The organism is Allohahella sp. A8 (genome assembly GCF_047946665.1).
Lineage (GTDB): Bacteria > Pseudomonadota > Gammaproteobacteria > Pseudomonadales > Oleiphilaceae > Allohahella.
The window spans coordinates 688,466-713,149 of sequence record NZ_CP172312.1; the positions used below are offsets into that span (position 1 = coordinate 688,466).

At 56.7% G+C, this 24,684-nt stretch carries 19 protein-coding genes; 14 read left to right on the forward strand and 5 right to left on the reverse strand.

Annotation, left to right across the window (positions count from 1 at the left end):
• Positions 1-155: 155 nt before the first annotated feature.
• Genes ACH3PB_RS03185 through ACH3PB_RS03195 form a run of 3 tightly spaced genes read left to right on the forward strand, consistent with a single transcriptional unit; the run spans position 156 to position 4,922 of the window.
• Positions 156-2,363 (forward strand): diguanylate cyclase, encoded by a 2,208-nt coding sequence (locus tag ACH3PB_RS03185; RefSeq protein ID WP_416398046.1) that lies wholly within the window; start codon positions 156-158, stop codon positions 2,361-2,363.
• Between the two features lie 32 nt (positions 2,364-2,395).
• On the forward strand, positions 2,396-3,847 hold the full coding sequence (locus tag ACH3PB_RS03190; protein ID WP_416398047.1) for an MFS transporter: 1,452 nt from the start codon (positions 2,396-2,398) through the stop codon (positions 3,845-3,847).
• A 7-nt stretch (positions 3,848-3,854) separates the two neighbouring features.
• Entirely contained in the window at positions 3,855-4,922 is a 1,068-nt protein-coding gene (locus ACH3PB_RS03195) for a beta-N-acetylglucosaminidase domain-containing protein (protein WP_416398048.1), read from the forward strand.
• A gap of 7 nt (positions 4,923-4,929) precedes the next feature.
• Here ACH3PB_RS03195 and ACH3PB_RS03200 read toward each other — a convergent pair whose 3' ends face one another.
• A complete protein-coding gene (locus tag ACH3PB_RS03200) occupies positions 4,930-5,967 on the reverse strand; it encodes a YihY/virulence factor BrkB family protein (RefSeq protein ID WP_416398049.1) in 1,038 nt (345 codons plus the stop codon).
• 162 nt (positions 5,968-6,129) lie between these two features.
• On the opposite strand from ACH3PB_RS03200, the gene ACH3PB_RS03205 reads away from it, so the two are divergent.
• The 4 genes from ACH3PB_RS03205 (at position 6,130) to ACH3PB_RS03220 (ending at position 12,296) form a co-directional block, all read left to right on the forward strand.
• The gene (locus ACH3PB_RS03205; protein WP_416398050.1) at positions 6,130-7,734 is read left to right on the forward strand and encodes a nitrilase-related carbon-nitrogen hydrolase; all 1,605 of its coding nucleotides are present in this window, start codon (positions 6,130-6,132) and stop codon (positions 7,732-7,734) included.
• Positions 7,735-7,932: 198 nt separating this feature from the next.
• Entirely contained in the window at positions 7,933-8,868 is a 936-nt protein-coding gene (locus ACH3PB_RS03210) for a Ku protein (RefSeq protein WP_416398051.1), read from the forward strand.
• A gap of 3 nt (positions 8,869-8,871) precedes the next feature.
• Positions 8,872-11,577 carry a DNA ligase D gene (gene ligD / locus ACH3PB_RS03215; RefSeq protein ID WP_416398052.1) on the forward strand — a complete coding sequence of 902 codons (2,706 nt, stop codon included), beginning with the start codon at positions 8,872-8,874 and terminating at the stop codon, positions 11,575-11,577.
• A 98-nt stretch (positions 11,578-11,675) separates the two neighbouring features.
• Complete coding sequence (locus tag ACH3PB_RS03220) at positions 11,676-12,296, forward strand: LysE family translocator (RefSeq protein ID WP_416399513.1); 621 nt, start codon at positions 11,676-11,678, stop codon at positions 12,294-12,296.
• On the opposite strand, the gene ACH3PB_RS03225 is transcribed toward ACH3PB_RS03220, so the two are convergent.
• The gene (locus tag ACH3PB_RS03225; RefSeq protein ID WP_416398053.1) at positions 12,276-13,052 is read right to left on the reverse strand and encodes a PIG-L deacetylase family protein; all 777 of its coding nucleotides are present in this window, start codon (positions 13,050-13,052) and stop codon (positions 12,276-12,278) included. The two genes, ACH3PB_RS03220 and ACH3PB_RS03225, sit on opposite strands and share 21 nt — an antisense overlap.
• Before the next feature lie 354 nt (positions 13,053-13,406).
• Here ACH3PB_RS03225 and ACH3PB_RS03230 point away from each other — a divergent pair, with 354 nt between their 5' ends.
• Entirely contained in the window at positions 13,407-15,221 is a 1,815-nt protein-coding gene (locus tag ACH3PB_RS03230) for a diguanylate cyclase (RefSeq protein ID WP_416398054.1), read from the forward strand.
• Positions 15,222-15,258: 37 nt separating this feature from the next.
• Here ACH3PB_RS03230 and ACH3PB_RS03235 read toward each other — a convergent pair whose 3' ends face one another.
• Both ACH3PB_RS03235 and ACH3PB_RS03240 read right to left on the reverse strand, forming a co-directional pair.
• Positions 15,259-16,230, reverse strand: a complete 972-nt coding sequence (locus ACH3PB_RS03235) for an esterase/lipase family protein (protein WP_416398055.1) — start codon at positions 16,228-16,230, stop codon at positions 15,259-15,261.
• 349 nt (positions 16,231-16,579) lie between these two features.
• Positions 16,580-17,554, reverse strand: coding sequence for an esterase/lipase family protein (locus ACH3PB_RS03240; protein WP_416398056.1), 975 nt, complete (start codon positions 17,552-17,554; stop codon positions 16,580-16,582).
• A gap of 242 nt (positions 17,555-17,796) precedes the next feature.
• On the opposite strand from ACH3PB_RS03240, the gene ACH3PB_RS03245 reads away from it, so the two are divergent.
• Together ACH3PB_RS03245 and ACH3PB_RS03250 are read left to right on the forward strand one after the other, a co-directional pair.
• Entirely contained in the window at positions 17,797-18,807 is a 1,011-nt protein-coding gene (locus ACH3PB_RS03245) for an MBL fold metallo-hydrolase (protein WP_416398057.1), read from the forward strand.
• Between the two features lie 27 nt (positions 18,808-18,834).
• On the forward strand, positions 18,835-19,563 hold the full coding sequence (locus tag ACH3PB_RS03250) for a mobilization protein (protein WP_416398058.1): 729 nt from the start codon (positions 18,835-18,837) through the stop codon (positions 19,561-19,563).
• On the opposite strand, the gene ACH3PB_RS03255 is transcribed toward ACH3PB_RS03250, so the two are convergent.
• A complete protein-coding gene (locus ACH3PB_RS03255) occupies positions 19,555-20,409 on the reverse strand; it encodes a PA4780 family RIO1-like protein kinase (RefSeq protein ID WP_416398059.1) in 855 nt (284 codons plus the stop codon). The genes ACH3PB_RS03250 and ACH3PB_RS03255 overlap by 9 nt on opposite strands.
• 155 nt (positions 20,410-20,564) lie before the next feature.
• On the opposite strand from ACH3PB_RS03255, the gene ACH3PB_RS03260 reads away from it, so the two are divergent.
• From ACH3PB_RS03260 to ACH3PB_RS03275, 4 genes are read left to right on the forward strand one after another with little or no spacing between them, the layout of a single operon-like run.
• Complete coding sequence (locus ACH3PB_RS03260; protein WP_344806501.1) at positions 20,565-20,786, forward strand: hypothetical protein; 222 nt, start codon at positions 20,565-20,567, stop codon at positions 20,784-20,786.
• A 12-nt stretch (positions 20,787-20,798) separates the two neighbouring features.
• Positions 20,799-21,650 carry a transglutaminase family protein gene (locus ACH3PB_RS03265; RefSeq protein WP_416398060.1) on the forward strand — a complete coding sequence of 284 codons (852 nt, stop codon included), beginning with the start codon at positions 20,799-20,801 and terminating at the stop codon, positions 21,648-21,650.
• Between the two features lie 12 nt (positions 21,651-21,662).
• On the forward strand, positions 21,663-23,072 hold the full coding sequence (guaD, locus tag ACH3PB_RS03270; RefSeq protein ID WP_416398061.1) for a guanine deaminase: 1,410 nt from the start codon (positions 21,663-21,665) through the stop codon (positions 23,070-23,072).
• A gap of 28 nt (positions 23,073-23,100) precedes the next feature.
• Positions 23,101-24,669, forward strand: coding sequence for a sensor histidine kinase (locus ACH3PB_RS03275; RefSeq protein ID WP_416398062.1), 1,569 nt, complete (start codon positions 23,101-23,103; stop codon positions 24,667-24,669).
• The last annotated feature ends 15 nt before the right edge of the window (positions 24,670-24,684 follow it).

A 24,684-nucleotide genomic window follows, 5' to 3' on the forward strand; every position in this document is an offset into this window, starting at 1 on the left:
TCTCTGCACCTTCCTGATCGTTTCAGCAGTCTGGCCCCTTGCGCGCCTGAACGTGGAGTAGTCTATGCTTGGCAATTGACGTTAAGAGTCAGGGTCAATTGCTTGAAAGCACATACAATGCCAACGAATAAATCATTGCTGCAGGGCCTGTCCCGATGAAGAAGGTGACACCGACCCTGGTTAGCCTGGGCTTCCTGCTGGTGCTCGTCGTCATGTCGGCAAGCGCCTGGATTCCCTACAAGAGCATGGAGACGCTCCTCGCGAGTGAAGAGCGGGTTCGTCACACCAACGAGGTCCTGCTGGCACTCGACGGCGTCCATATTGCAATTGCGGAAACAGAAGCCAGCATCCGTGGCTATCAACTTACGCACCGGGGCGATAATCTCTACCGGGCACGCTTCAGTCGCCGGGTACTGCAGGAACGCCTGCAAGAGGTGCGGGAGCTCACAGCCGACAATCCTGAGCAGCAGCTGGCGATAGTGGCGCTGGAGCAACTGATCAGCAGGAAACTGAGTGTGATGCTGCGCGCTTCGAACCTGAAAGATAACGCACTTGAGAGTGAAGACCTCGCGGATAATCTGTCTTTCGAAGTCGCTGATGCCTTGGAAGAAATGCCGGATGGCAAGCGCAAGCGCGCCCGTGTCGTTGCCATAGATCCTGCGCTTATCGAGCAGAGTACCTTTCTCATGGAGCAGATTCGTGAGCAAATTGCCAGCATGCGACATATGGAGGAGCAACTGCTGGCAGACCGCTCGCTGTTGGTGAAGGTCAACACGGAAGCTTCGTTTCGCAGTTTCTTGCTGACTATCCTGCTCAACATCCTGATCGCTTGTGCCCTGTTCTACTATGTCGTCAAGAATTTCCGCCAGCGTGAAGAGGTGGAAACGGCGGCCACGGCACAGGCGCGCATCCTTGGTTCTGTGCTTGAAAACATGTCGGATGGCGTGGCGGTCGTGGATACGCAGGGGCGTCTCACGCTGCATAATCCAGCCTTGGAACATATGCTTGGGAGCGGTATTTCGCGCATATCACCAGAGGCATGGCAGGAGCAGCTCGAAGTCACTCGGGCCGATGGAGTAACCCCGTTCGAAGCAGGTGAGTTCCCACTGCGACAGGTGCTGGACGGTGACAATCGAAGTGAGGCAGAAATGCTCCTTCGTCGCTTGGGCACTCGCCAACCCGCGACGATTCGTATCAGCGTCAGGCCGATGACATCGGCACGCGGCGATACCGATGGGGTCGTTGCGGTACTGACCGATGTGTCTGCCTCGGCCAGGGCTGCCCAGGATAATCGTCTTCTCAATCAGAAACTTACGCAAGGTCTTGAACAGCTGGAGAAGCAGAACTTCGAAGTGAGTGCCATCAACGACATGAGCAGCCTGCTGCAGTCTTGCAACTCTGTGATGGAGACCTGTCGTGTATTGCAGAAATCGTTGGCGAAGCTGTTTCCGGACATCGAAGGTGCGATCTATCTCATTAAAGCGTCCAAGGATTACCTTGAGCTGGTTGAAACCTGGAACACCGGCAACGGCACTTTGGTGGCCTCGTTCGATACCGAAAACTGTTGGTGCCTCAAGCGTGGCGTACCGCACCTGGTGAACCAGCCCGAGGCGGATATCGTCTGTAATCATCTGGAGCAGAATGGCATCGACCAGTTTTCAGCCAGCGTCTGTGTGCCTGTCATGACCAATGCCGAGATACTTGGCATGCTGCTGCTGAGAATAACCAGATCCGACACCGGAAAAGTTGGCAAATTACCGGATCCAGCGTTCCTGGCCACCATAGCCGAACAGGCCGGCCTCGCCATTTCCAACCAGCGTCTACGAGAGTCGCTGCGCATGCAGTCGAACCAGGACGTGCTGACCGGCCTGTTCAACCGGAGATTCCTCGACACTGTGCTACCCATCGAGCTCGCTCAGGCCCAGCGCCTCGAGCAGCCGATGGCGGTGATGATGTTGGATCTGGATCATTTCAAGAAACTCAATGATCAGTTTGGCCACGCCGCCGGAGACGATGTATTGGCAAAGCTCGGCGGTCTCCTGCGCAAGCTGCTGCGTTCAAGCGATCTGCCATGCCGTTACGGTGGAGAGGAGTTCGCGCTGTTGCTACCAGGCGCCAACGAGGAAATAGCCATGCATTGTGCTGAGCGCATTCTCGAGGGGGTACGTAAAATGACCGTACTCACCGGCGGACAGGCGATCATGAACCTGAGTGTCTCCATCGGCATCGCTCTGTATCCTGAACATGCGGAGCATTCAGCCGAGCTATTGAAGCGTGCAGATGCCTGCCTGTATGAGGCAAAACACAGCGGCCGAAATCGTGCCGTCATGGCAATGTCCCACGGCTCCAGTGAACCGCAGTAATAGGGATGGCCCCGACAGGAGATAGATCGGCCATGCCACGATCCAGAAGTGAAGCCCCGCATCGGCAGCCGCGTCAGAAGACCATTCTTCGACGCACGTTGAACTACTCGCAGAAGGATGCTGTTGCATCGGCCACGATGACGGCATCGAGCGATAACTTCATCAATGCCTTTGCCATTCATCTGCATGCTTCTGCAGCGCAAATGGGCGTGCTGACAGCGCTTCCCCAGTTCTTCGGTGCCTTGATGCAGATTCTCTCAATCTGGCTGGGGCAGGTCGTACCGCGGCGCAAGCTGGTTTACAACGTGGCTATCGTCCAGTGCTGCGTCGTGGGACTGCTCGCGCTTCTGGCGCTGCCGATAGTTGCGCTTGATGCGGATGCCTCGAAAGTGCCATGGTTAATCGGGCTGGTGGTGCTCTACCATAGCTGCCTGAATCTGATTCAGCCGCAGTGGCGCGCATGGATGGGGGATATCGTGCCTCGACGGCGCAGGGGTGCGTTCTTTGCTGCACGTACCCGGCTCAGTATGGTTGCGTCGCTAGCCGTCTTCCTCGGTGGCGGCGCGCTGCTCACAGGTTTCGAGAAGCTGGGTGCAATCGGTATAGGCTTTGCGGTGTTGTTTGCCATAGCCTCGACGGGCAGGGCAGCGTCCAGCTATTTTCTCTGGCGCATGCATGATCCTTCCGATCGGAAGTACCTGCGTCACAAGCCCGGTGCCACCGTCCCGATTGTGCGTTTCGGATCTCTGAGAGACTACCTGTCGGACCGGACTTTTCTGCACTACACGCTGTTCATCGCCGGCATGCAGGGCGTGGTGGCGATTTCTGCACCGTTCTTCGCTGTCTATATGCTCAAGACCCTTGAGCTGAGCTATCTGCAGTTTGCACTCAACAGTGTCGCGTCGGTGGCCACCCAATTCGCATTGCTCGGCTTCTGGGGGCGCTTTAGCGACAGGCATGGCAATAGGCTGGTCATGCTCATTACCAGCTGTCTGCTGCCCTTGTTGCCAGTGCTTTGGCTATTCTCTCCAGAGTACTCCTACCTCCTGCTGGTGCAGGTGATATCGGGCTTCGCCTGGAGCGGCTTTACCCTCAGTACGGCGAACTTTCTGTATGATATACGGCCGCACAAGACAAACTTTGCAGCGTATGCCGCTATTCAGCAGGCGCTTGGCGCTACGGCCGTCTTCTGCGGAGCACTGCTTGGTGGCCTATGCGTTACTTATGCCGATACCTTGATCGCGATGATGCCGGATGCTCTGCAGTTGGAGCATGGCGTCTTCCTGGTATTCCTGATCTCCGGTTTCCTGCGTGCGTGCATCGCGCTATGGTTCATTCCCCGCTGTAAGGAGCCGCGCATACGCAAGCGTCCAGAAATGCTGCAGATCGTTTTCAGGGTTGCCCGTTTCAATCCCATCAGCGGTGTCGTACTCGACTGGCTGACAGTTACCCGCAAGCGCAAGCTGGATGAAGAGAAGGAGTAGAGCCAGGATGACAACCGAGCTGGGTATCATAGAGGGATTTTACGGCAAGCCCTGGTCATGGGCCGCACGTACGACGCTGGTCAGTTTTCTCGCGCCGCACGGCTATGGCTTCTACCTGTATGCGCCGAAGACCGACGCATTTCTGCGGCGACGCTGGCAGGAGCCTCATGCGGATGATGCTTTTGCGGCGATGAAAGCCTTTGCCAGCCATTGCCGAACGCTGGGCGTCCGCTTCGGCGTAGGCTTGAGCCCCTACGAACTCTTTACGGATTTCTCGTCCGCAAGCCAGTCTGCGCTTGCCCGCAAGCTGGATAGTTTATTGAGCCTCGGGCTTGATGATCTGGCAATTCTCTTTGATGACATGCCCTCAACTCAAGCAGATCTGGCGGAGCGTCAGGTCGAAATCATGAACTGGGTGCAGTCGCGCGTGCCGGCTCAGCGGCTGTTATTCTGCCCCAGTTACTATTCGGATGATCCGGTGCTCGATCGGGTGTTCGGGCAGCGTCCGCAAGACTATCTCGAGGATCTGGGCCGGCTGCTCGATCCTGCCATCGAGGTATTCTGGACCGGGGAGGAGGTCTGTTCCCGTGAACTCTCTCCAGGACACCTACAGAGAGTGGCTGGCCAGCTCAGGCGCAAGCCCTTCCTCTGGGATAATTATCCCGTCAACGATGGCCAGCGCATGTCGCAGTTTCTGCATCTGCGATCGTTCACTGGACGGCCAGCCGCCAATGCGGAGTTCATTGCTGCGCATGCCATCAATCCGGCGCTGCAGCCAACGCTCACATGCATACCAGCACTCACGCTGGCTGATAGCTATCGGCTTGGACAGGATTATCAATATGGGGACGCTTTCACGAGGGCCGCGACACTGGTGGTCGGCGAAGCCCTGGCGGCACAGTTGCAGCGCGATCTGCTGAGTCTGAATGACTCTGGACTGGACAGAATAGGCGTGGCCCGACTCAAGACCCTACACGACAATTACGCCGCATACGACCATCCTGCCGCCAGGGAAGTACTCGACTGGCTCGCTGGTGGCTATCGCATCAGTGATGATCTGGTGCAGACACAGTAGCGCCTTCTTACGGCGTTTTTCCCAGGGTATCAGCCACGTGAGCCCCTCGCTGTCCCATCGGCTGCTCCGGTGAAATGGTCGAATCTTCGCCGGTCTGGTGTTCCAGCTCGGAGTTCAGCTCACCGCCGATGAGGATGATGTAAGCGGTCACGTAGAACCACATGAGCAGAATGACCACCGCGCCAAGAGACCCATAGGTTTCGTTATAGTTGGCGAAGCCTGAAACATACCAGGAAAACAGCGCGGATCCGCACAGCCATAGCAGTGTCGCAACCACTGAGCCCACAGTGACCCATCGCCATTTTGCCTTCTCTCGCGATGGTCCAAGGCGGTACATGGTCGAGAGGATGATGATGAAAAGCAGCGCGAGCAAGGGCCATCTGGCGAGCGAGAAGGCCGTCGCAACCCAGGAGCCGAAACCGATCTGTTGCAGAACGGCGGGTAGGGCGGCAACAAGCGCCAGGGCAATAATGATGAATAGAACCGATGCGATGGTCAGTGCGAAGGCCACCAGCCGAAGCATGATGAAATTGCGTGTTTCCCTTTCCTCGTAAACGATGTTCAGCGCTATCATGAGCGCCATCGTCCCTCTCATCGCGCTCACGAGCGCCAGCAGGATACTGACGACCGCGCCGATACCCAGGGCTTTCTGAGAGCCGCCCGTGAGCGCCTGCATCTGGTCGAGCATCAGCTTCCGGGCTTCCTCCGGTAGAAGGCCCATCATGCTGCTAACCTGCTGCTGGGCATCAGCAGGATCGTAGATCAGGCCATAGATCGATACGAAAGCAGCGATCGATGGAAACACGGCCAGCAGGAAGTAAAAGGCCACGCCGGCAGACACCAGCCCCAGATTGTCCTTCAGCGTTTCACTCACGACGCGGATCAGGATGTCGCGCCAGCCTTTGAGTGGTATCTGGAGCGGCGATCTCGCAGTGCGGCCGCGCCCTTTCTCCAATACTGCTTCGTGAGGCGCAGGCTCATCGGTCTCCTGCTCAGTATCGGCATCGGGTTTAAGTATTTCGGGTGCATCGCCCGGGTGGCTCATGTAATCGGCTCCTTGATCTGCAAGCGGTCGTGATCTATCGAGATACGTAGGGCGCTCGCTGGCCAGACCCATGGACCTTCGCCGACGTTTCCTGTTTGCGCCCGCCTGCGGCTCAGCCCATACTCGAAGCCAATCTATTTCAGTTTCCGCTAGAGGTCAGTCATGACGCCACCGTTTACCGACACCAGTCAGCACCTCATGCTGCGCAATGCCACCCTGCGCGATGTGCCGGCTATCATCAAACTGAGCCGACGGGTCTATGAAGGCACCGGGATGTACGGTTATACGGAAGGCCCCCTAATTGGCCAGATTAATACATTTCCTGAAGGGCAGTTCGTTGCCGTACTCGCTGAAAGCAGCGACGCCAAAGCTGCCGAGGGTGCGGACGAAGTCGTAGTAGGCTATTGCGCAACCTTCATGGTTGAAGGTGATGTCGCACTCAAGCCCCATACCTGGACGGAGATTACCGGCAACGGCTATGCCTCACGACACGACCCGGAGGGAGACTGGCTCTACGGCATGGAAGTCTGTGTCGATCCGGATTACCGCGGCTATCGCATTGGGCAACGGCTTTACAATGAGCGCAAGCATCTGTGTGAGTCACTTGGTCTACAGGGCGTCGTGTTCGCCGGACGGCTGCCTACACTGAGCCGGCGTCTGAAGAAATTCAAGACCGTCGAAGCCTATGTCGATGCTGTACTGCAGAAGAAGCAGCGCGACCCTGTGCTGTCGTTCCAGCTACATAATGGCTTCGAACTTCACGGCATCATTCCGCACTATCTCGACGCTGACCATGCCTCACTGGGCCATGGCATGCATATGGTCTGGCGAAATCCGAAGGTGGCTCGTCACGAAGACCATGAGAAACGAAAGCGTTACGGCAAACGGCAACAGAATACGGTTCGGATTGGTACGGTTCAGTATCAGCAGCGACCAGTCGCTTCGTTTGAAGAGTTCAGCGAAATTGTCCGGTACTTCGTGGACGTCGTATCGACCTACAAGGGCGACTTCGTCGTGTTTCCCGAGCTCTTCACGCTACAGCTACTGTCGATCGAGCAGGAAAAGGCCTCACCAGCTGCAGCCATCCAGGCCGTAACGAAGTATGCCGAGGCCTACCGAGGGCTTATGCGCGATCTGGCGCTGCGCTATAACATCAACATTATTGGCGGCTCCACGCCGGTCATGGCGGACAACGGTGGCGTCTGCAATATGGCCTATGTGTTTCTGAGGGACGGACAGGTTTTCGAACAGCCGAAAATTCATCCCACACCGAACGAAGCCTACTGGTGGAACATCACAGGTGGAAATCGGGTCACGGCAATCGAGACCGACTGTGGCCCCATCGGTGTGCTGATCTGCTACGACGCCGAATTCCCGGAGCTGACCAGACACCTCGTCGACCAGGGTATTCAGATCCTCTTCGTACCGTTCTGCACCGATGAGCGGCAGAGTTATCTACGCGTTCGCTATTGTTGCCAGGCGAGGGCGGTGGAGAACCAGCTCTACGTTGTCATGTCAGGCAACGTTGGCAACCTGCCGAATGTACCGAACATGGAGTTGCAGTACGGCCAGAGTTGCATTCTTACGCCTTGTGATTTTCCTTTCGCGCGTGATGGTATCGCGGCCGACACGACACCGAACGTTGAAACTGTTGCCTTTGCCGATCTGCGAAGTGACGTCCTGCTCACCGCCCGGAACAGCGGTACAGTCAAGAACCTGCAGGATCGCAGGCACGATCTCTATAACGTTCAATGGAGGGGCAAATGATGCTGCGATGTTTACAGCCTGCCCTCGTTTCGCTGTAAATGCTACAAGCGCTCGGCACCACCGAGGGCCCATTGGGCGACGCCCGCTGATCTGATTCAAGAGCCTTCTGACCGGATTGGCTGGATATTAACCAGCAGGGCACGCTACTTGCTTTCGTGACTTCAAGTCACGTTTTCATCACTGGCAGAAGGTACGGCTATGGCGATGCGCTCTCTATGGAAAGGACAGCTCAGACTTTCTCTTGTCTCCATTGCGGTAGAGCTGTATTCAGCGACCCGCACCGGCGCAAGAGTGAGCTTCAGGCAGATTCATGAGCCGAGTGGGAAGCGAATCAAGTACGAGAAGGTAGCCGAGGGCATCGGGCCTGTAGACAAGGATGACATCGTCAAAGGCTACGAGTACGAGAAAAATAACTATGTGCTGCTAAAGCCCGAAGAGATCGAGTCCGTCAAACTTGAATCGAAGAAAACGTTCGAACTGGTGCAGTTCGTCGAAGCCTGTGAAATTCCCCCCTTATATTTTGACAAACCTTATTACCTCGTACCCGCCGACGATCTCGCACAGGATGCCTACCGCGTTGTGCGTGACGCCTTGCGGCAGACCAGTCGCGTCGGTATTGGCCAGATTACCTTGCGCGGTCATGAGTATCTGGCTGCCGTGAAGCCTTGCGGTGATGGGCTGCTGCTCGAAACGCTCCATTACGCCGACGAGATTCGCAACGCAGATCCACTATTCTCTTCCATCAAGGACGAAGCCGTCTCTGAGGATCTCCTCGATGTCGCCACAGCGCTCATAGAAAAGAAAACCGCTCCCTTCGATGCAGCCACCTATAAGGACCACTACAGTGATGCGCTCAAGGCGCTGATCGCGGAAAAAATGAAGAGCAAATCCGGTAAACGTGTGCAGGAGGAAGACGAGACACCGGTCGCAGGTGGACGTCAGGATAACGTCGTAGACCTCATGGCCGCGCTCAAGAAGAGTCTTGAAGGCGCAGGAAAAGGTGGCTCGAAGACCGCCGCTGCCCGCAAGGGTCCGGCACGGAAAACCAGCAGTGGCGTCAAAAGCTCGGGGAAAACCGCGGCCAAAGCGCCTGACAAGACGCCAGCCACCAAGGCTCGAAAGAAACGGGCCTGATCCATGGCTGCATCTGCAAAGACACAGGCTCGCAAAGGCCCGCTCGACGGGCTGGACACTTATAACGCCAAGCGCAACTTTAGCAAGACGCGCGAGCCCGCCGGCGACCCTTCAGTGTACGGGCAAGCCAAGGCGAAGGGTGAAGCACTGCAGTTCATCGTTCAGAAGCATGCAGCCACCCGACTGCACTACGATTTCCGGCTTGAGCTGGATGGCGTGTTGCTGAGCTGGGCGGTTACCAAGGGGCCCAGTCCCGATCCTGCACAAAAGCGGCTGGCCGTCCGAACCGAGGACCATCCACTCTCTTACGCCACTTTTGAAGGCACTATTCCGAAGGGGGAATACGGTGGGGGAACGGTGATGCTCTGGGATGAGGGCAGCTGGGAGCCGGTAGGCGATCCGAAGGCTGGTCTGAAAAAGGGCAAGCTCGAGTTTCGTCTGGCCGGACAGCGCATGAAAGGCGGCTGGGTGCTCGTGCGCATGCGGGTCAAGGAAAAAACGAACCGGGAGAACTGGCTACTGATCAAGAGCCGGGATGAATTTGCGCTCGAGGATGCCGAGCAGCTTGTCGACACGCATCAAAGCAGCATCACTACCCAGCGTAGCATGGATGAAATTGCCAGAAGCGAGGATGCGCCAGCCAGCAAGTCCACATCCCGGCGTTCCCAATCCGCAAAAAGCAGCAGCGGGCAGCCAAAGAACGGCAGGCAGCGCAGCGCCTCATCATTGCCCGCCCCAGACTTCAGCAGCCCACAACTTGCGACCCTGGTTGCTTCTGCGCCAGAAGGCAGCGAATGGCTCAACGAAGCGAAGTTTGATGGGTATCGCCTGATCTGCAGTATTGGTAAACATGGTGCGCAGCGTAGTGCACGTTGCTATACCCGCTCTGGCAAGGACTGGACTGCGAAGTTCCAGACAGTCGCCGACGCTTTGTCGCAACTCGACTGCCGCTCTGCACTCATCGATGGCGAAGTCATTGCTGGTGGCAACATCGAAGGCTCCGATTTTTCAGCACTGCAGGCCGCTCTGTCGGCCAGCGAAGACGGTGCAGCCGAAGGGCTCGAATTCATGGCCTTCGATCTGCTCGAAATTGACGGCGAGGACTGGCGGGACAAGCCGCAGATCGATCGAAAGGAGAGGCTTCGCTCGCTACTACAGACACGCCCGGACAACAGCCTGATACGCTTCAGCGAACACATCGTTGGCAACGGCCCCGAAGTCTTCAAGGCGCTATGTGCGGGAGGGCGTGAGGGCATCATCGCCAAGCGGGCTTCCGCCAGCTATCGTAGTACAAGGAGCAAATCGTGGCTGAAGATAAAGTGTTCAAGGCGGCAGGAGTTCGTGATCGGTGGATTCTCCTCATCTGACAAACCAGCAAGGCCTTTCGCTTCGCTGCTGGTTGGCAGTTATCAGGATGGACGGCTGATTTATCACGGCCGCATCGGTACAGGATTCAGCAGCGCCGTTATGCAGGACCTGTACTCAAGGATGAAACCTCTGCTTCGGAAGACCTCACCGTTCGAAGCAGAAGTCGGGGACACAGACCCGATACCAGCCTCGATCGCGAGAAAGGCGCAGTGGCTTACGCCACGGCTTGTGGCGGAAATAGAATTTGCCGAATTGACGGATGGCGGCCATATTCGTCATGGGGTGTTTCAAGGCTTGAGGGAAGACAAGCCCGCCGCGGATGTCCAATTCGAGCGCCCAGGGCAGCCTGCTCAGACATCTGTAAAGAAGCCAGCGAGCGCAGGCCCCGGAAAAGGCCAGTCAGAGAGGGCAGCGATGAAGCAAGATTCTACCGACAGTCATGAAAAGCAGGTCGTTCAGGGCATCATCCTGACTAATCCCGACAGGATACTGTTCCCAGACCAGGGGCTGACCAAACTCGATCTTGCACGCTATTACGAAGCGGTCGCCGAGCGGATGCTGCCGCTGGCCAGTGATTACCCACTCTCCCTGGTTCGATGTCCTTCAGGGCGCTCGTCCAGCAGCAAGAGCTGTTTTTTCCAGAAACATGCCTCGGACGGTTTCCCGGAGGCACTTCACAGCGTGCCGATTACTGAAAGCAGCGGCAAGAACAAGGATTATCTCTATCTTCAGGATACAGCGGGGCTTGTTGCGGGCGTACAGATGGGGACGCTGGAATACCATATATGGGGCTCCCGGCGTGATCGTCTTGAAAAGCCCGCCCGCCTTGTTTTTGATCTGGACCCGGATGAGGGTCTGGATTTTTCAGCCGTAAAGGAGGCCGCTGAGCTGGTTCGTGGCGGGCTGCAGGTGCTCGGTCTGGAGAGTCTTCCACTGGTCACCGGGGGCAAGGGCCTGCATGTGGTGGTGCCTCTGCGTCGGACTGCGGAATGGCCCCAGGTCACAGCGTTCGCGAAAGCATTTGCCGCGCACCTGGTGAAACAGTTTCCTGAGCGCTACACGGCCACGATGTCGAAGAAGAAACGGGTCGGAAAGCTCTTCATTGATCACTTCAGGAACGATCGCGGGTCAACTGCCATCGCGCCGTATTCAACGCGAGCCAGGGCAGGTGCGCCGGTCGCAACGCCAGTGTCGTGGACAGAGCTGGACGGACTCGATGCGGCATCTACTTTCACGCCTGCAAAGGTTATTGAGCGACTGGCCCAGCCCGACCCATGGGCGCAATACGAGGAGCTCTCACAGTCGATCACGAAGGAGATGCTCGCCCGCCTCGATGGTTGATCCCCACCAGACTTGCAGCTTCGGCTAGTAGGGAACTACCGCAAAGCCTGTTGAATCTGCCAGAATACCAGTCCATTTCCGAGGGCTTGAGAGTGGCAATTTCTGCAACAGTGCTTAGCGTTTTTATTCCGACTTTCTTCGTAGTGTCCATAACCCCCGGCATGTGTATGACGCTCGCACTGTCCCTGGGTATCAGTATTGGCGTTCGTCGCACGCTGTGGATGATGGTGGGGGAGCTGGCGGGCGTGGCGCTGGTAGCCACCCTTTCTGCCGTGGGCGTTGCTACGCTCATGATCGAGCGTCCGCAACTCTTTCTACTGCTCAAATACGGTGGTGGCGCCTATCTGATGTATCTGGGGATACAGCTCTGGCTGAGCCGCGGAAAACTGGCCTTTGCCGAACTTGATAACTCACGACAGTCCAGTAGCCGCTTCTCACTGATAAGCCAGGGCTTCGTTACAGCCATCGCGAACCCAAAAGGCTGGGCGTTTTTCATCGCGCTGCTGCCGCCCTTCATCGATTACGCCACGCCGGTCGCACCGCAGCTGCTGGCACTGATTTCGCTCATTCTGCTACTTGAGTTTGCCTGCTTGCTGATCTATGCCAGCGGCGGCAGAACGCTGCGCCAGGTCCTGCTCCAACGCGGTAAGGTGCAGTTGCTGAACCGCATCGCCGGACTCATGATGATAGGTGTCGCGCTATGGTTGGCGTTCGGCTAGAAAGTACTCGAACGAGTTGTGGAAACGGCTGAGCAGCGCTTCATCGAGCACGAACCCTTCAGGATCATCGTTAAATACGCCGCTGACCTGCGAGCGATGAGCCGCAATCGCACGCTGTTTCTCCGGCACCACGTGGCGGATATCGATAGCGACGCAGTCATGCTGCGCCAGCAGGTTCGCATGGCTGTCACAATCGCGCTCCATACCCCACATTGGATACTCGAGACGTCGAACCGGCAACTCGCTCCGATTCAGCGCGCTAGTGCCGATATGCCAGCTTGCTGCATGATCACGGTGCTCATCGTACTGCCAGGGCAGCAGCACAGTTGCGGGTTTGACCCGATCAAGGATGTGGCATACATCAGCGACTGCTGCCTCAAAGGCCTGGCTTGTCTCTGGCTCACTGCCAGGATAGGGGATGCGGGTGTCGGGGAGTCGCAGGAAATGCAGATTCTGAGCGGCAACATTCAGAACTGCCGCTGCAGCATGGGCCTCTTCTTCCCTGATCATCCGGCGGACCTGCTTTTTGAAACGCAGCGAGTTTGGGTGAGACATGGTCCCATCACTGACGAAAAGTATATGGACTGGTCGTTCATAGCGGCGGAGTAGGGCAATGGTCCCGCCACAGCCGAGGCTTTCATCATCGGGATGCGGCGCTACCACAAGTGTCGGGCCGAAGTCCGCCACCGTCCGACCGGGCCGGTACTCGGCGTTTTCGCGGAGATGATCGAACAAGGTGCGGGCGAAGCTCATCATTGATTCCTGTTGGCCTGCTTATCTTCCCGGCTGTCACAGCGCTCAGGTCTGTGACCCTGGACGACTGAATGCCCGCTACAGTCTTGTAAAGTCGCCAATTCCGGTTTGACGCAGGTCTTGTCTGAAGCACTCGAGTCTCGATCATAAATCGATTTAACTGCTATTCTCAATATACAGCTTTAAACTCCAGCAAGGTCTTCCGCTTGCCAATATCGGTCTCCAACGGCGCGCATCGTGGTCAAACTGATTAGCGTTGCCCTCTTATCGCTCCTCTCGGCTGCCTGCTTTTCGGGCCCTGGGTGGCGCAAAGCCTCGACGGTGGTACTCTCGGGGCTGATGGTGCTATGCACAGCCTTGGCTGCGCAAGCCACCGAGTTTGTACTCTCGCCAGGGCTCGACGAGCATAATCTCAGTAGCAGTACAGAAGTTCTGGTTGATTCCACGAACACGCTCGAACTCGCTCAGGTATTGGCCCAGCCAGAATCGCGCTGGAAGCCAGTGACGACCGAGACACCGTCCTACGGTTTCACCGATGACACCTACTGGGCCCGTTTCACCGTCAATAATGTCTCATCAAGCGAGCAGCAGCTCCTGCTCGAAGTCGGCTACGCATTACTTGACTCGGTATCACTGTACCAGCGGAAGACTGACGGCACATTTCTGGTACAGAAGGCCGGCGACGGCATTCCCTATTCGGAAAGGGTCATGGACCACAGGGGCTTGCTGTTTCCAGTAGTACTAGCCGCCGAGAGCCGTCAGCAGTTTTACCTCAAGATCAGCAGTACCAGCGCCATGCAGTTCCCGCTGCAGCTCTGGCCGGTCGTCGACTTTTATGAGAAGGACCAGTACCACGTGTTCTGGCACGGCCTGTACTACGGCATCGTATTCGTGATGGTGTTGTACAATCTGTTTCTGTTCGCCCGGATCAGGGATCGGGTGTACCTGTACTACGTCATGTATATCTCGAGCTTTTCACTGGTGCAGATGGCGCTGTCAGGCTTTGCCTACCAGCTCATCTGGCCTGGGGCTGTGGCCTGGAACAGCGCGAGTATCGTGGTGCTAGGATCGTCCGTAGTACTCTTTGCATGCGTTTTCGTACAGCGAGCATTAAAGCTGAGAACCAGCTTTCCGCTGCTCGAGCGCTTTCTCGGTATCATCGCAATACTGGCAGCGCTCGCGGCAGTGCTGGGCTTGTTCGCCCCCTATAGCATCATGATCAGATTCACGGTCGTCCTGATCATCGTCACCTGCTCTTCGATACTGTTGATCAGCTATTATGTCTGGCTGCAAAGCAAGCGTCAGTATGCCGCGCTGTTCGCACTGGCCTGGACCATGTTCCTGTTTGGGGTACTTTGCCTGGCTCTGAACAAGTTCGGGCTCTTGCCAAGAACCTTCGTCACCGAATACGCGGCACAGTTCGGTTCAGCGCTCGAGATCATCCTGCTGTCTTACGCACTCGCGGAGCGTCTTCATGAAGCCAACCGTCAGGGCTTCAAGGCTGAACTGAAGGCGAGAACCGCCAATGAAGCCTTGCTTGCCGAGCAGCAACGCCATTCCTTGCTGCTGGAAACGACAGTCGCAGAGCGAACCGAAGCGCTTGAGCATGCGCTCCAGCAGGTGCAATCGCTGAACGTAGAGCTTCGCGAACTGAGCACGACCGACACGCTGACCGGACTCCGCAATCGTCGGCACATGGACGACATTCTGCAGCGCGAGTTTTTAAGAGCAAGCAGGAATCAGAGCGATCTATCGCTGATACTGTTTGATATCGATCACTTCAAAAGCGTCAACGACAGCTGTGGGCATCTTGCAGGCGATCAGTGCCTGCAGGCACTCGCGACCGCTATCGTGCCCTTGCTGAGGCGTCCGCCTGACGAGATCTGCCGTTACGGCGGGGAAGAATTTCTCATCATACTGCCCGAAACGAGCTGTGAAGGTGCGATTATCGTTGCGGAGAAGATCAGACAGCGGGTGGCCTCGCTGTCAATTACGACCGAGGCAGGTCCGCTTCAGTTGACCATCAGTCTTGGGGTGAGCTGCTTTGAGGCTGGCCAGACGCCAAATGCATCGCTGTTATTAAGACAGGCCGACGAGGCCCTTTACAGGGCCAAGACCGGTGGCCGAAACCAGACTCAGGTCGCCGGACGGGACACTGATTCGAATAGCTGAAAAACGGCGCCGTACATCGGGTACAGCGCCGAAGGCACTATAGACCTTCGTTCTTGAGACGGTTGGCCTGCTGACGATACATCGAAATCGGATCGTGCCAGAGCTCGCGTGCCCCAAAGAGATGATTCACAGCGTCCACGTGATTGGCTGCTCTCGCACCAATGTAGTAGCCCATGCGCTGCGAGCATTCCGAAACCAGGCCGTCGCTCTGTTCCCAACCGAAAGGCAGGGAAGTTATGCCCAGGAAGGGGTCCGTCACGTCCAGGACGTTGGTGAGTACGCGATCACCAGACCAGGAGTAGAGCTTGACGTTATTGCCTCTGACGCTGACCTGAGTGGCGCGATCGTTGGTGCAATAGCCCGAAGACACACCATAGCCGTGCCGGCTGTTGAGGTCATTGGTGCCATTGGTGGTCAGCGTCTTTAATGCCGACAGCGCATCCTGGGAATGATTGGCACCCGAAAGGACATTGATCAGGCCGCCTACCGCGTTGGCCAATGCAGCAACGCCGCCCTGTACCTGCGTGGGAATCAAGCCGTTCAGTGCATCGGCGGTTTTCGAGCCTTTGTTGACCCCGTGAACTGAAGTGACCGATGCGATCCGACCGCCGCCCCAGGCATTTCTTGACGCGTCGAAGGTAATGGCAGCACGGCTGGTAGGTGCGCCCTGGCTATGCGCCATGATGTTGAATTTGCCTCCGCCATAACGATTGTTGTTGATATCGTCCGCCAGTTGCTGGCCGCGCTGCTCACTGTAATTGAAGGCCGAAACACTGGCGACCTTGACGTCGGCACCGGAGCGGCAAAGATTGAGAGGAATGGTGTGGAAGTAGCCGATGAGGCCGCCAACGGTGCTGAAACCGCTAACGCCGTGAACTAGCAGAATTGGATTCTTGGTGTCGGTGTAACCACCAGCCGTGCCGGACCATGCAGTACAGGCGGCGAAAGCCTGAGTTGCAGGTATGGAACAGGATGCGGCAATCGCCGCCATTGCGATGAGCTTTTTCATGACCGATCTCCGGAATTATTTTTATTGGATACCTCGCCGTGGTCTCTGATGCAGACAGCCACCAGATGTTCCCAGCTGTCGCCAGAATTCGCCTGTTACGACTATCTCACAAGCACCCATACGGGTGATTGCCGCTAGACTGAAGCGTTAGACGGGGATCTTTGTCGGAAAAGTTTTCAGGCTTGTGACGGGGGTCACAACAAGGGAGGGGGGAGCAGCTACGGCGCGAACAGGGTCACATAACAATCAAACGAAACGGTCAGGGCATGGTGTCTCTATCCCTGGCATGCGCTATCTCGGGCAGGACCAGCTTCAGTAGCGCAGAACTGGCTACTGAAGCTGTTCAGGATCAGAGGCCGGCGTTCTTCAGCCGATTTGCCTGCTGGCGATACATGCCGACGGGATCGTGCCAGAGCGAACGTGTGCCCAGCAGATGGTTGACTTCATCGACATGGTTCGCGTCGCGTGCACCCAGGAACTGTCCCATGCGCTGCGAACATTCTGATACCAGACCGTCGTTGGCTTCACCCTTGAAAGGCAGGGACGTCAGACCCAGGAAGGGATCGGTGATATCGAATACGTTCGTCCATACCTTGGTTCCGGCCCATGAGTACAGGCGAATATTGTTGCCTCTCACGTTAACCTGAGAGGCGCGATCGTTTGTACAGTAGCCTGAAGAGATCCCGTAGCCGTGACGCGTATTGAGGTCATTTGTGCCTGCAGTGCTCAAGGTCTTCAGTGCGCCAAGCGCATCCTGGGAATTGTTGCTCCCCGACAGCGCATTGATGAGTCCGCCAAAGGCATTGGCTATCGCTGCCACACCACCCTGGATGTTGGAAGGGATAGCACCGTTCAGAGCATCAGCAGTTTTCGATCCCTTGTTCACGCCACCCACAGACGTCATCGATACAATGCGGCCATTACCCCAGCTGTTTTTCGCGGCGTCGAACGTAATCGCTACACGACCGGTAGGTGCGCCCTGGCTGTGACCTATCATATTGAACTTGCTACCACCATAGCGGTTGTTGTTGATGTCGTTTGCGAGCTGCTGGCCGCGCTGTTCGCTGTCATTAAAAGCCGCAATACTGGCTACCTTGACGTCGGCGCCGGAGCGACACAGGTTCATTGGTATGGTATGAAAATAGCCAATCAGGCCGCCAATGGTGCTGAATCCGCTGAGGCCGTGAACGAGGAGGATGGGGTGTCGAGTGTCGGTGTATCCGCCGCCAGATCCCCACCACTTTGAACAGCCGGCGGCGAGAGTCTGGGACGATATCAATGCAGTACAGGCGGCGATGCTGGCCGCTGCAACAAGCTTCTTCATGGTAGAGCTCCAATATTGTATTTATAATTTTTTGGTGCGTCAGACTGCGCTGACTGTTTCCAGAATCCTTTGACCATAGGTGATGAACAACAGCCCAAACGGGTGACAGGTCGAAAGATCAGTGACTTGCGTCGACAGTGCTGCCGCTTTATGTGACCTTGTTCACAGTATTTGTTATGGCCCGTCGACTCTCTGGCTTCGTATTGAAATCGTTGATCCTGCAGCCATGCCAGAGGCCTCCCATGCAAAGACTCACCGTCAGACAACTCGCCCGTTCAGACAACTTTGCTCGAGCAATTCTGCTAGGTATGTTGTGCCTCGCGCCTGTTTCAATGGCCAAGGCGGCAGACACTGTAAAGGTGACGCCCCTGGGGAGTCATGATGGCGAGTTCTGTGGCAGGGACCGTGCCCTCGTCTTCGAAGATCCAAACGGCACGCGAGTGCTCTATGACGTGGGCCAGACCGTCGCCGGGGTCGACGATAAGCGGCTCGGTGAAATAGACCTTGTGCTGGTAAGTCACATGCACGGCGATCATGTTGGAGACAGACATGTGAAAGCCGCGAATGCCGGTACCTGTGCCCAGCCTGCAGTCAGCGAATCCGCATTACCTGAAACGCTCAGTGTGAAAATTGCCGTTGCCAGGAAAGCCCGCATCATCACAGGCTCCGAAATGCCAAAATTCTTTTCGGCAAAGCTGAAATCGGCAGGTGGCAATGCTGAGGACGCCGTCCTGGTACGTTTCGGCGGCTCCGTAACTGAAAAAGGCATTACCTTTACGACGGTGCCCGCTACCCATAGTAATGGCATCGCGCCTGGGATGATCGGCGGCTCACTCGGCGAAAGTATGGAGGCCGCAGGCGTATCCGCCTATGCCGGCCCGCCGACCGGTTACGTGATGACCTTCAGCAACGGCCTGGTTGTTTATCTCTCTGGCGATACCGGCATCACTGCCGAACAGAAGACGACCGTCGCGGCCCACTACAAGCCGCAGTTGGTTGTCATGAACATCGGCGACACGTATACAACGGGGCCGAAAGAAGCCGCCTATGTCATCAACGAGCTCATCCAGCCTGGCTCAGTCATTGCCTCTCACGCGAATGAGGCTGCGACCGAAAACGGGCTTGTGCGAGCAGGTAGTAAAACGCAAAGCTTTATCGAGCACAGCAATGTTCCGGTGCATTTGCCACTCAGCGGGCGCACCATGTCGTTCGACAAAACTGGTAAGTGTGTGGATGGTTGCCAAAAACAGTAACAATGTAACGAGGATCAGGAGACAGACATGAGTACGATTCATTTTATCGGTGGTGAGAAGGGTGGGGTTGGGAAGTCAATGACGGCAAGGGTGCTGGCACAGTTCCTGATCGATGAAGGGCGACCTTTCGTCGGCTTCGATGCAGACTCGTCGCACAGCACCTTCGCACGCTTCTACGATGAGTTCAGCTCGCAGGTGACGATTGATGAGTACGAGAGCCTCGATCAACTGTTGCAGACTGCAGAGGATTATCCTGACTCTGATGTCATCGTCGATCTTGCTGCACAATCGTCAAGAAGTCTTGAACGATGGATAGATGATAGTGATGCCTTCGCGGCCTTCAATGAACTGGGCAAGACAGTCTACTACTGGCACGTAATGGACGATGGTGCCGATTCGATTAGATTGCTCGAGTCCCTGCTGGACCAGCAGGCATTCAACGAGATTCAACTTGTTGTGGTGCAGAATCAGGGGCGAGGCGGTAACTTCAGCAAGTTCGAGTCGTCCGAGGCCTACCGAAAAGCTCAAGGCCGATATGCAAAGTTCGTCACCCTGCCGAAACTGGCTGCGCCGCAAGCGCAGAAGATCGACTTCAACAACATGAGTTTCTGGGCGGCTGCCAATAATCGTGAGATGTTTTCAATCGGAGAGCGTCAGCGTGTCCGGGCCTGGCTCAAGAAAGTCTATAACGCCTTGAAAGATGCGATTGGCTCCAGTGAAGATGAAGCGCGCCGGCCTTCGGCGGTTTCAGTCTGAATCGGCATCCCTGATTCGCTCGAGACGGGCTGCCTCCTCAGCAAAGGCAGCCTTGATCTCTTCGAGCACGCCGTCGACATCAGCATCCGCTTCGTCGTCCTCGAAGAAGCCGGTGAGCTCGCTGTCGGGGTGTAGCTCGCCATCCTCGTACAGGGCCCAGATCTCTTTCGCATAGCGAGTGCTTTTCAGCTCCGGGGCGTACTGTCCGTAGTAGCTGGTCATGTTTGCGATGTCTCGCTCCAGCATTGACCGGGCATGATTGTTCTGGGTTGCATCAACGGCTTGAGGTAAGTCGATGATGACTGGTCCGTAGGCGTCTACCAGCACGTTGAACTCCGAAAGATCGCCGTGTACAAGGCCTGCACAAAGCATCCGTACAATGGACTGCATCATGAATGCATGATCTTCAAGCGCTTGCTCAGCCGACATTGAAACATCGTTCAGGCGCGGTGCAACGTCGCCATCCTCATCGGTAACGAGTTCCATCAGCAGTACCCCATCGACGCAGCCGTGTGGCGTAGGGACGCGCACCCCAGCTGCCGATAAGCGGTACAAGGCATCGACCTCGGCGTTATGCCAGGCTTCTTCCTGTTGCCCACGCCCGAACTTTGACCCCTTTTCCATGGCCCGTGCGCGGCGTGTGTTACGGACCTTCCGGCCCTCCTGATACTGCACGGCCTGACGGAAGCTGCGTTTGTTGGCTTCTTTATAGACCTTCGCACAGCGAAGTTCATTGCCGCAGCGTACAACGTACACAGCAGCTTCCTTGCCGCTCATGAGCGGACGTAGGACCTCGTCGACGAGGCCATCTTCAACGAGTGGTTGTAGGCGCTTGGGAATTTTCATAGCGCCTTATACCCTAGATCAGGCTGTTTTGGAATCGGAGGCGAAAGCAAGCTGTTGATCAGCTGCAGATAAGCGATGAGACAGTCCAACATTTGATCATGAATTCGTGTATGATGATGCCACAACCTGAATCCTCAGCTTACGGAAGGCTTATCATGGCACTGAAATCAGCAGCAGCAATAAAAGCAGCATCGCGTCCTAAGACTGCGGCCCCCAAGAAAAAGCAGCCACAGGCACATGAAACTTCCCAGTCAATCGCAGCACAGACCGAAGCCTTCATGAAGGCTGGCGGCAAGATAGACGAAATTCGCTCAGGTGTGAGTGGTCAGCAGAGTCTTGCTGGCCCAAAGCAGATAACACTTGGGGGAAAAGCCTGACATAGCGCGCTCATGCAACGCTACCGGATACTGCACCGGACCTACTACAATTTCTCCGGTCAGGTGAATCTGGGGCAGCATGTTCTGAGGCTCCGGCCGCGCGAGAACTTCGAGCTTCAGATCGTCGACTTTTCCGTTCACATCATGCCCCAGCCGGTGATTCGCTGGCAGCAGGATGTGGAGGGCAACTCAGTCGGCGTCGCGATATTCGACGCCCCAAGTGATCAGCTCTTCGTCGAGAGCACCGCACACATCATTCACTACAACCAGGATCCTTTCAGTTTCCTGGTCGAGCCAAGTGCCATCGATTATCCCCTCCAGTATGCCTATGAGGACAGTGTCACACTGGCTCCCTATCGCATGCTCCCGGAGCCCGCAATCAAGCTGAAGCTGGACGAATGGATATCAAGCTTCTGGCAGGCTGGCGAAGCCATTCAGAGTTTTGCACTGCTCCAGCGGCTGAATACTGCAGTCAATCAGCGTCTCGCCTATAAGATACGTGAGGAGCCCGGTGTACAGAGTGCGGCTCAGACGCTGGAATACGGCTCCGGCTCCTGTAGAGACTATGCGACACTCTTCATGGAGTCGGCGCGCTGTCTGGGTTTCGCGGCGAGATTCGTTAGCGGCTATCTGCACTCTCTCCCGTCGATTACGAACTATGGCTCCACGCATGCGTGGGCAGAAGTCTATTTGCCAGGCGCTGGCTGGAAAGGCTTCGACCCCACCACTGGTGTCGTGACAGCTATTGATCACATTCCAGTGGCGGTATCCCGCCTGCCGGAAGCCGTTCCTCCGATAGCCGGTTCCTTTAGCGGGCCTGCAAGCACCGGAATGGAAGTGGGCGTCTGGGTTACCCCGTCCTGAGGCGCTGCGTTAGTGAGCGTTCAGGCCGTTCGTGGCGAAATCCTTTATTTCCGTGATCAACCAGCCGATCCAGTCGATCCAGCCTATGCAGTACAGACAGATACGATAGAGCGCGGCGCGGAAGATGCCGCTGTCGTTCACCTTGCCGATGGTCTATTGCTTTTCGACGGTGGCCAGATCGTCGATGTCGGGCCTGCATCGACATTGTTGTCTCAGCTCGGTCCGGACATACCGATTCAGTCTTATACTCACGGTCTCATTCTTCCTGGGTTTATCGATAGTCACGTTCATCTGCCGCAGGTGGACGTCATTGCTTCGCACGGCACCCAGCTGCTCGACTGGCTTGAGCGGTATACCTTCCCGGCGGAGCAGCGCTTTGCCGATCCGGCGCACGCCGCAGAAACTGCCGATTTCTTCCTGCGCCAACTCATCCAGGCGGGCACTACCACAGCAATGGTATTTGCCACTATCCATGCAGATGCTGTGCACGCCTTCTTCGAAGCCTCTGAAGCCCTGGGTACACGCATGATCTGCGGTAGGGTGATGATGGATGCTCATGCACCAGACGCCCTGCGTGATACAGCAGAGTCGAGCTACAAGGAAAGCCGAGACTTGATCGAGCGCTGGCACGGCTGTGGCCGCCAGCTTTACGCGGTAACACCGCGCTTTGCCATCACTTCGACACCGCAGCAGCTGGAGCGGGCAGGGGACCTGCTCGATGAGTTTCCGGGTGTGTATCTGCAGACTCACCTGTCGGAAAATCTGAGTGAAGTCGAGGCGGTGCAGCAGCTCCATCCGCACAGTCGGGATTATCTGGACGTTTACGATCAACACCGGCTCGTGCGGCGACATAGCGTGTTTGCACACGGTCTGCATCTGAGCTCACGTGAGCATGCCTGCCTCCATTCGGCTGGCGCGGGCATTGCGTTCTGTCCCACATCGAACCTGTTCCTTGGCAGCGGACTTCTGAATCTGGGGAAACTGGACGAGGCTGGTGTAGCCTATGGTATGGGCACGGACGTCGGGGCAGGCACCAGCTTCTCGATGCTGCAGACGCTCAATGAAGCCTACAAGGTTGCGCAGCTGCAGGGGCAGACGCTGTCGCCGTTGAAAGCGTTTTATCTGGCTACCCTGGGCAACGCCCGCATGCTAGGTCTAGACAATGCTGTCGGCACGCTCGAGCCTGGTACAGAGGCGGACTTCGTTGTTCTGGATTACCACTGCACCGACCTTATCCGTCGCCGGATCGGCGCTTGCCGCAGCCTCGAAGCGCGTCTGTTTGTACTGATGATGCTTGGCGACGAGCGCGCTGTGGCGGCAACCTGGGTCAACGGAGAATGTGTCTTCGATCGGCCGAATGCATCTATACGTCGCACTTCAACAAACGGTACTCTTGATAATCCCACACGGAACAAGTCTTGAGGTGAGAGTGCCAGAACAAGCTACAGTCATGAGTCAGGAATCCCTCCCAGCCGGTAAGCAAGCCAGGCTCGTTAGCGACGGATCCGACGTCAAGCCGATCAACTGGCAGGTGATTATTGCGATTGTTATCGCGGCGCTTCTGATCAATTCAGCCGTTGCCTTCGAAGCCATCCGTAGTTATGGGGAAGTCGCACAGAAACGCACGGTGTCGCAGGAGACCGATACGGCCCTGCTGAGTCTGCTGGCTGCTGTGCAGAATGCCGAAAGCGGGCGGCGTGGCTTTCTCCTGACCCGCGACGAGGCTTACCTTGAGCCCTACCAGGCTTCCATTGAGCAGCAGGACAGGGCGCTTCGCATCCTTGACGACCTCATCCCGGTAGGTGGGCAGCGGCGCCCGCACCTCCAAGTGCTCAGAGAGCTGGTACTGGCGAAGCGTACTGAGATCGACCAGACCATCAGCCTGGCCCGCAAGGGGCAGATGAATGAAGCGCTGGCCCTGATGAGAGCGGAAAACGGCGACAGGCTGATGTCTGAAATCAGGGATCGGATCCGCGCCATAGAAGAGCGCGGCCTGCAGACGCTTTCAAGACTCACTGATGAACTTGGCCGGACCGATGCCAAGGCTCTGCTGACCTTGGCCTTGTCGCTACTGTTCAGCCTGGTGCTCGTACTCGCGTTCGCCTGGTTACTGCGACGCTTCCACACTGAAAATCGCCAGCACACCCTGCGTCTCGAAGCGGCTAATAACGAGCTCGAAGACAAGGTTATCGCCCGAACTGCGGAGCTGAACAGTTTCTCCAAGGAACTTGAGCGCAGCAATCGCGAGCTTCAGGATTTCGCCTACGTCGCCTCGCACGATTTACAGGAGCCCCTGCGAAAGATTCGCGCCTTTGGCGACCGCCTTGCAGTGAAGTACGGTGATGCGCTCGCTGGAACCGGCAGCGACTATATTCGAAGGATGCAGGCCGCAGCAGAGCGAATGGCCTCCCTGATCGACGCGCTGCTGACCTATTCCCGGGTGTCGACCACCACGCAGGAATTTGAAGCAGTAGAGCTCGAAACTGTAGTCCGCGATGTGCTGGAAGATCTCGAAGTCCGCATCAATGAGCGCAATGCTGTAGTGGTGCATGAGGCGCTTCCGGCGGTATTCGGCGTGCCCGTCCAGCTTCGGCAGCTGATGCAGAACCTCATTGGCAATGCCCTCAAGTTTGTCGAGCCCGATACGGTACCTCATGTCACGATCACTGCAATGAGCAGCTACCTCGAAGACGGCGAAACGCCTGCTGTCGAACTACGTGTCAAAGATAACGGCATCGGTATTGACGAGGTCTTTATCGACCGGATATTTGCACCTTTTCAGCGCCTGCATCAGCGAGGCATATATGAGGGTACTGGCATTGGACTGGCGATCTGCCGGCGCATAGCGGAGCGTCATGGCGGGAGTATCGAGCTTGAGAGCAAGCCGGGCGAAGGCGCGACCTTCATAGTGACTTTGCCTGCCGTGGCCCCCGAAAAAGATTTCAGCGTCGCGGAGCCGGGTTCGCCGGATGAAGCTGCCAACGCGCTTGCTACTGATGCTGAGGGCGCAAAAGGCTGACAAATGGCCCGATAA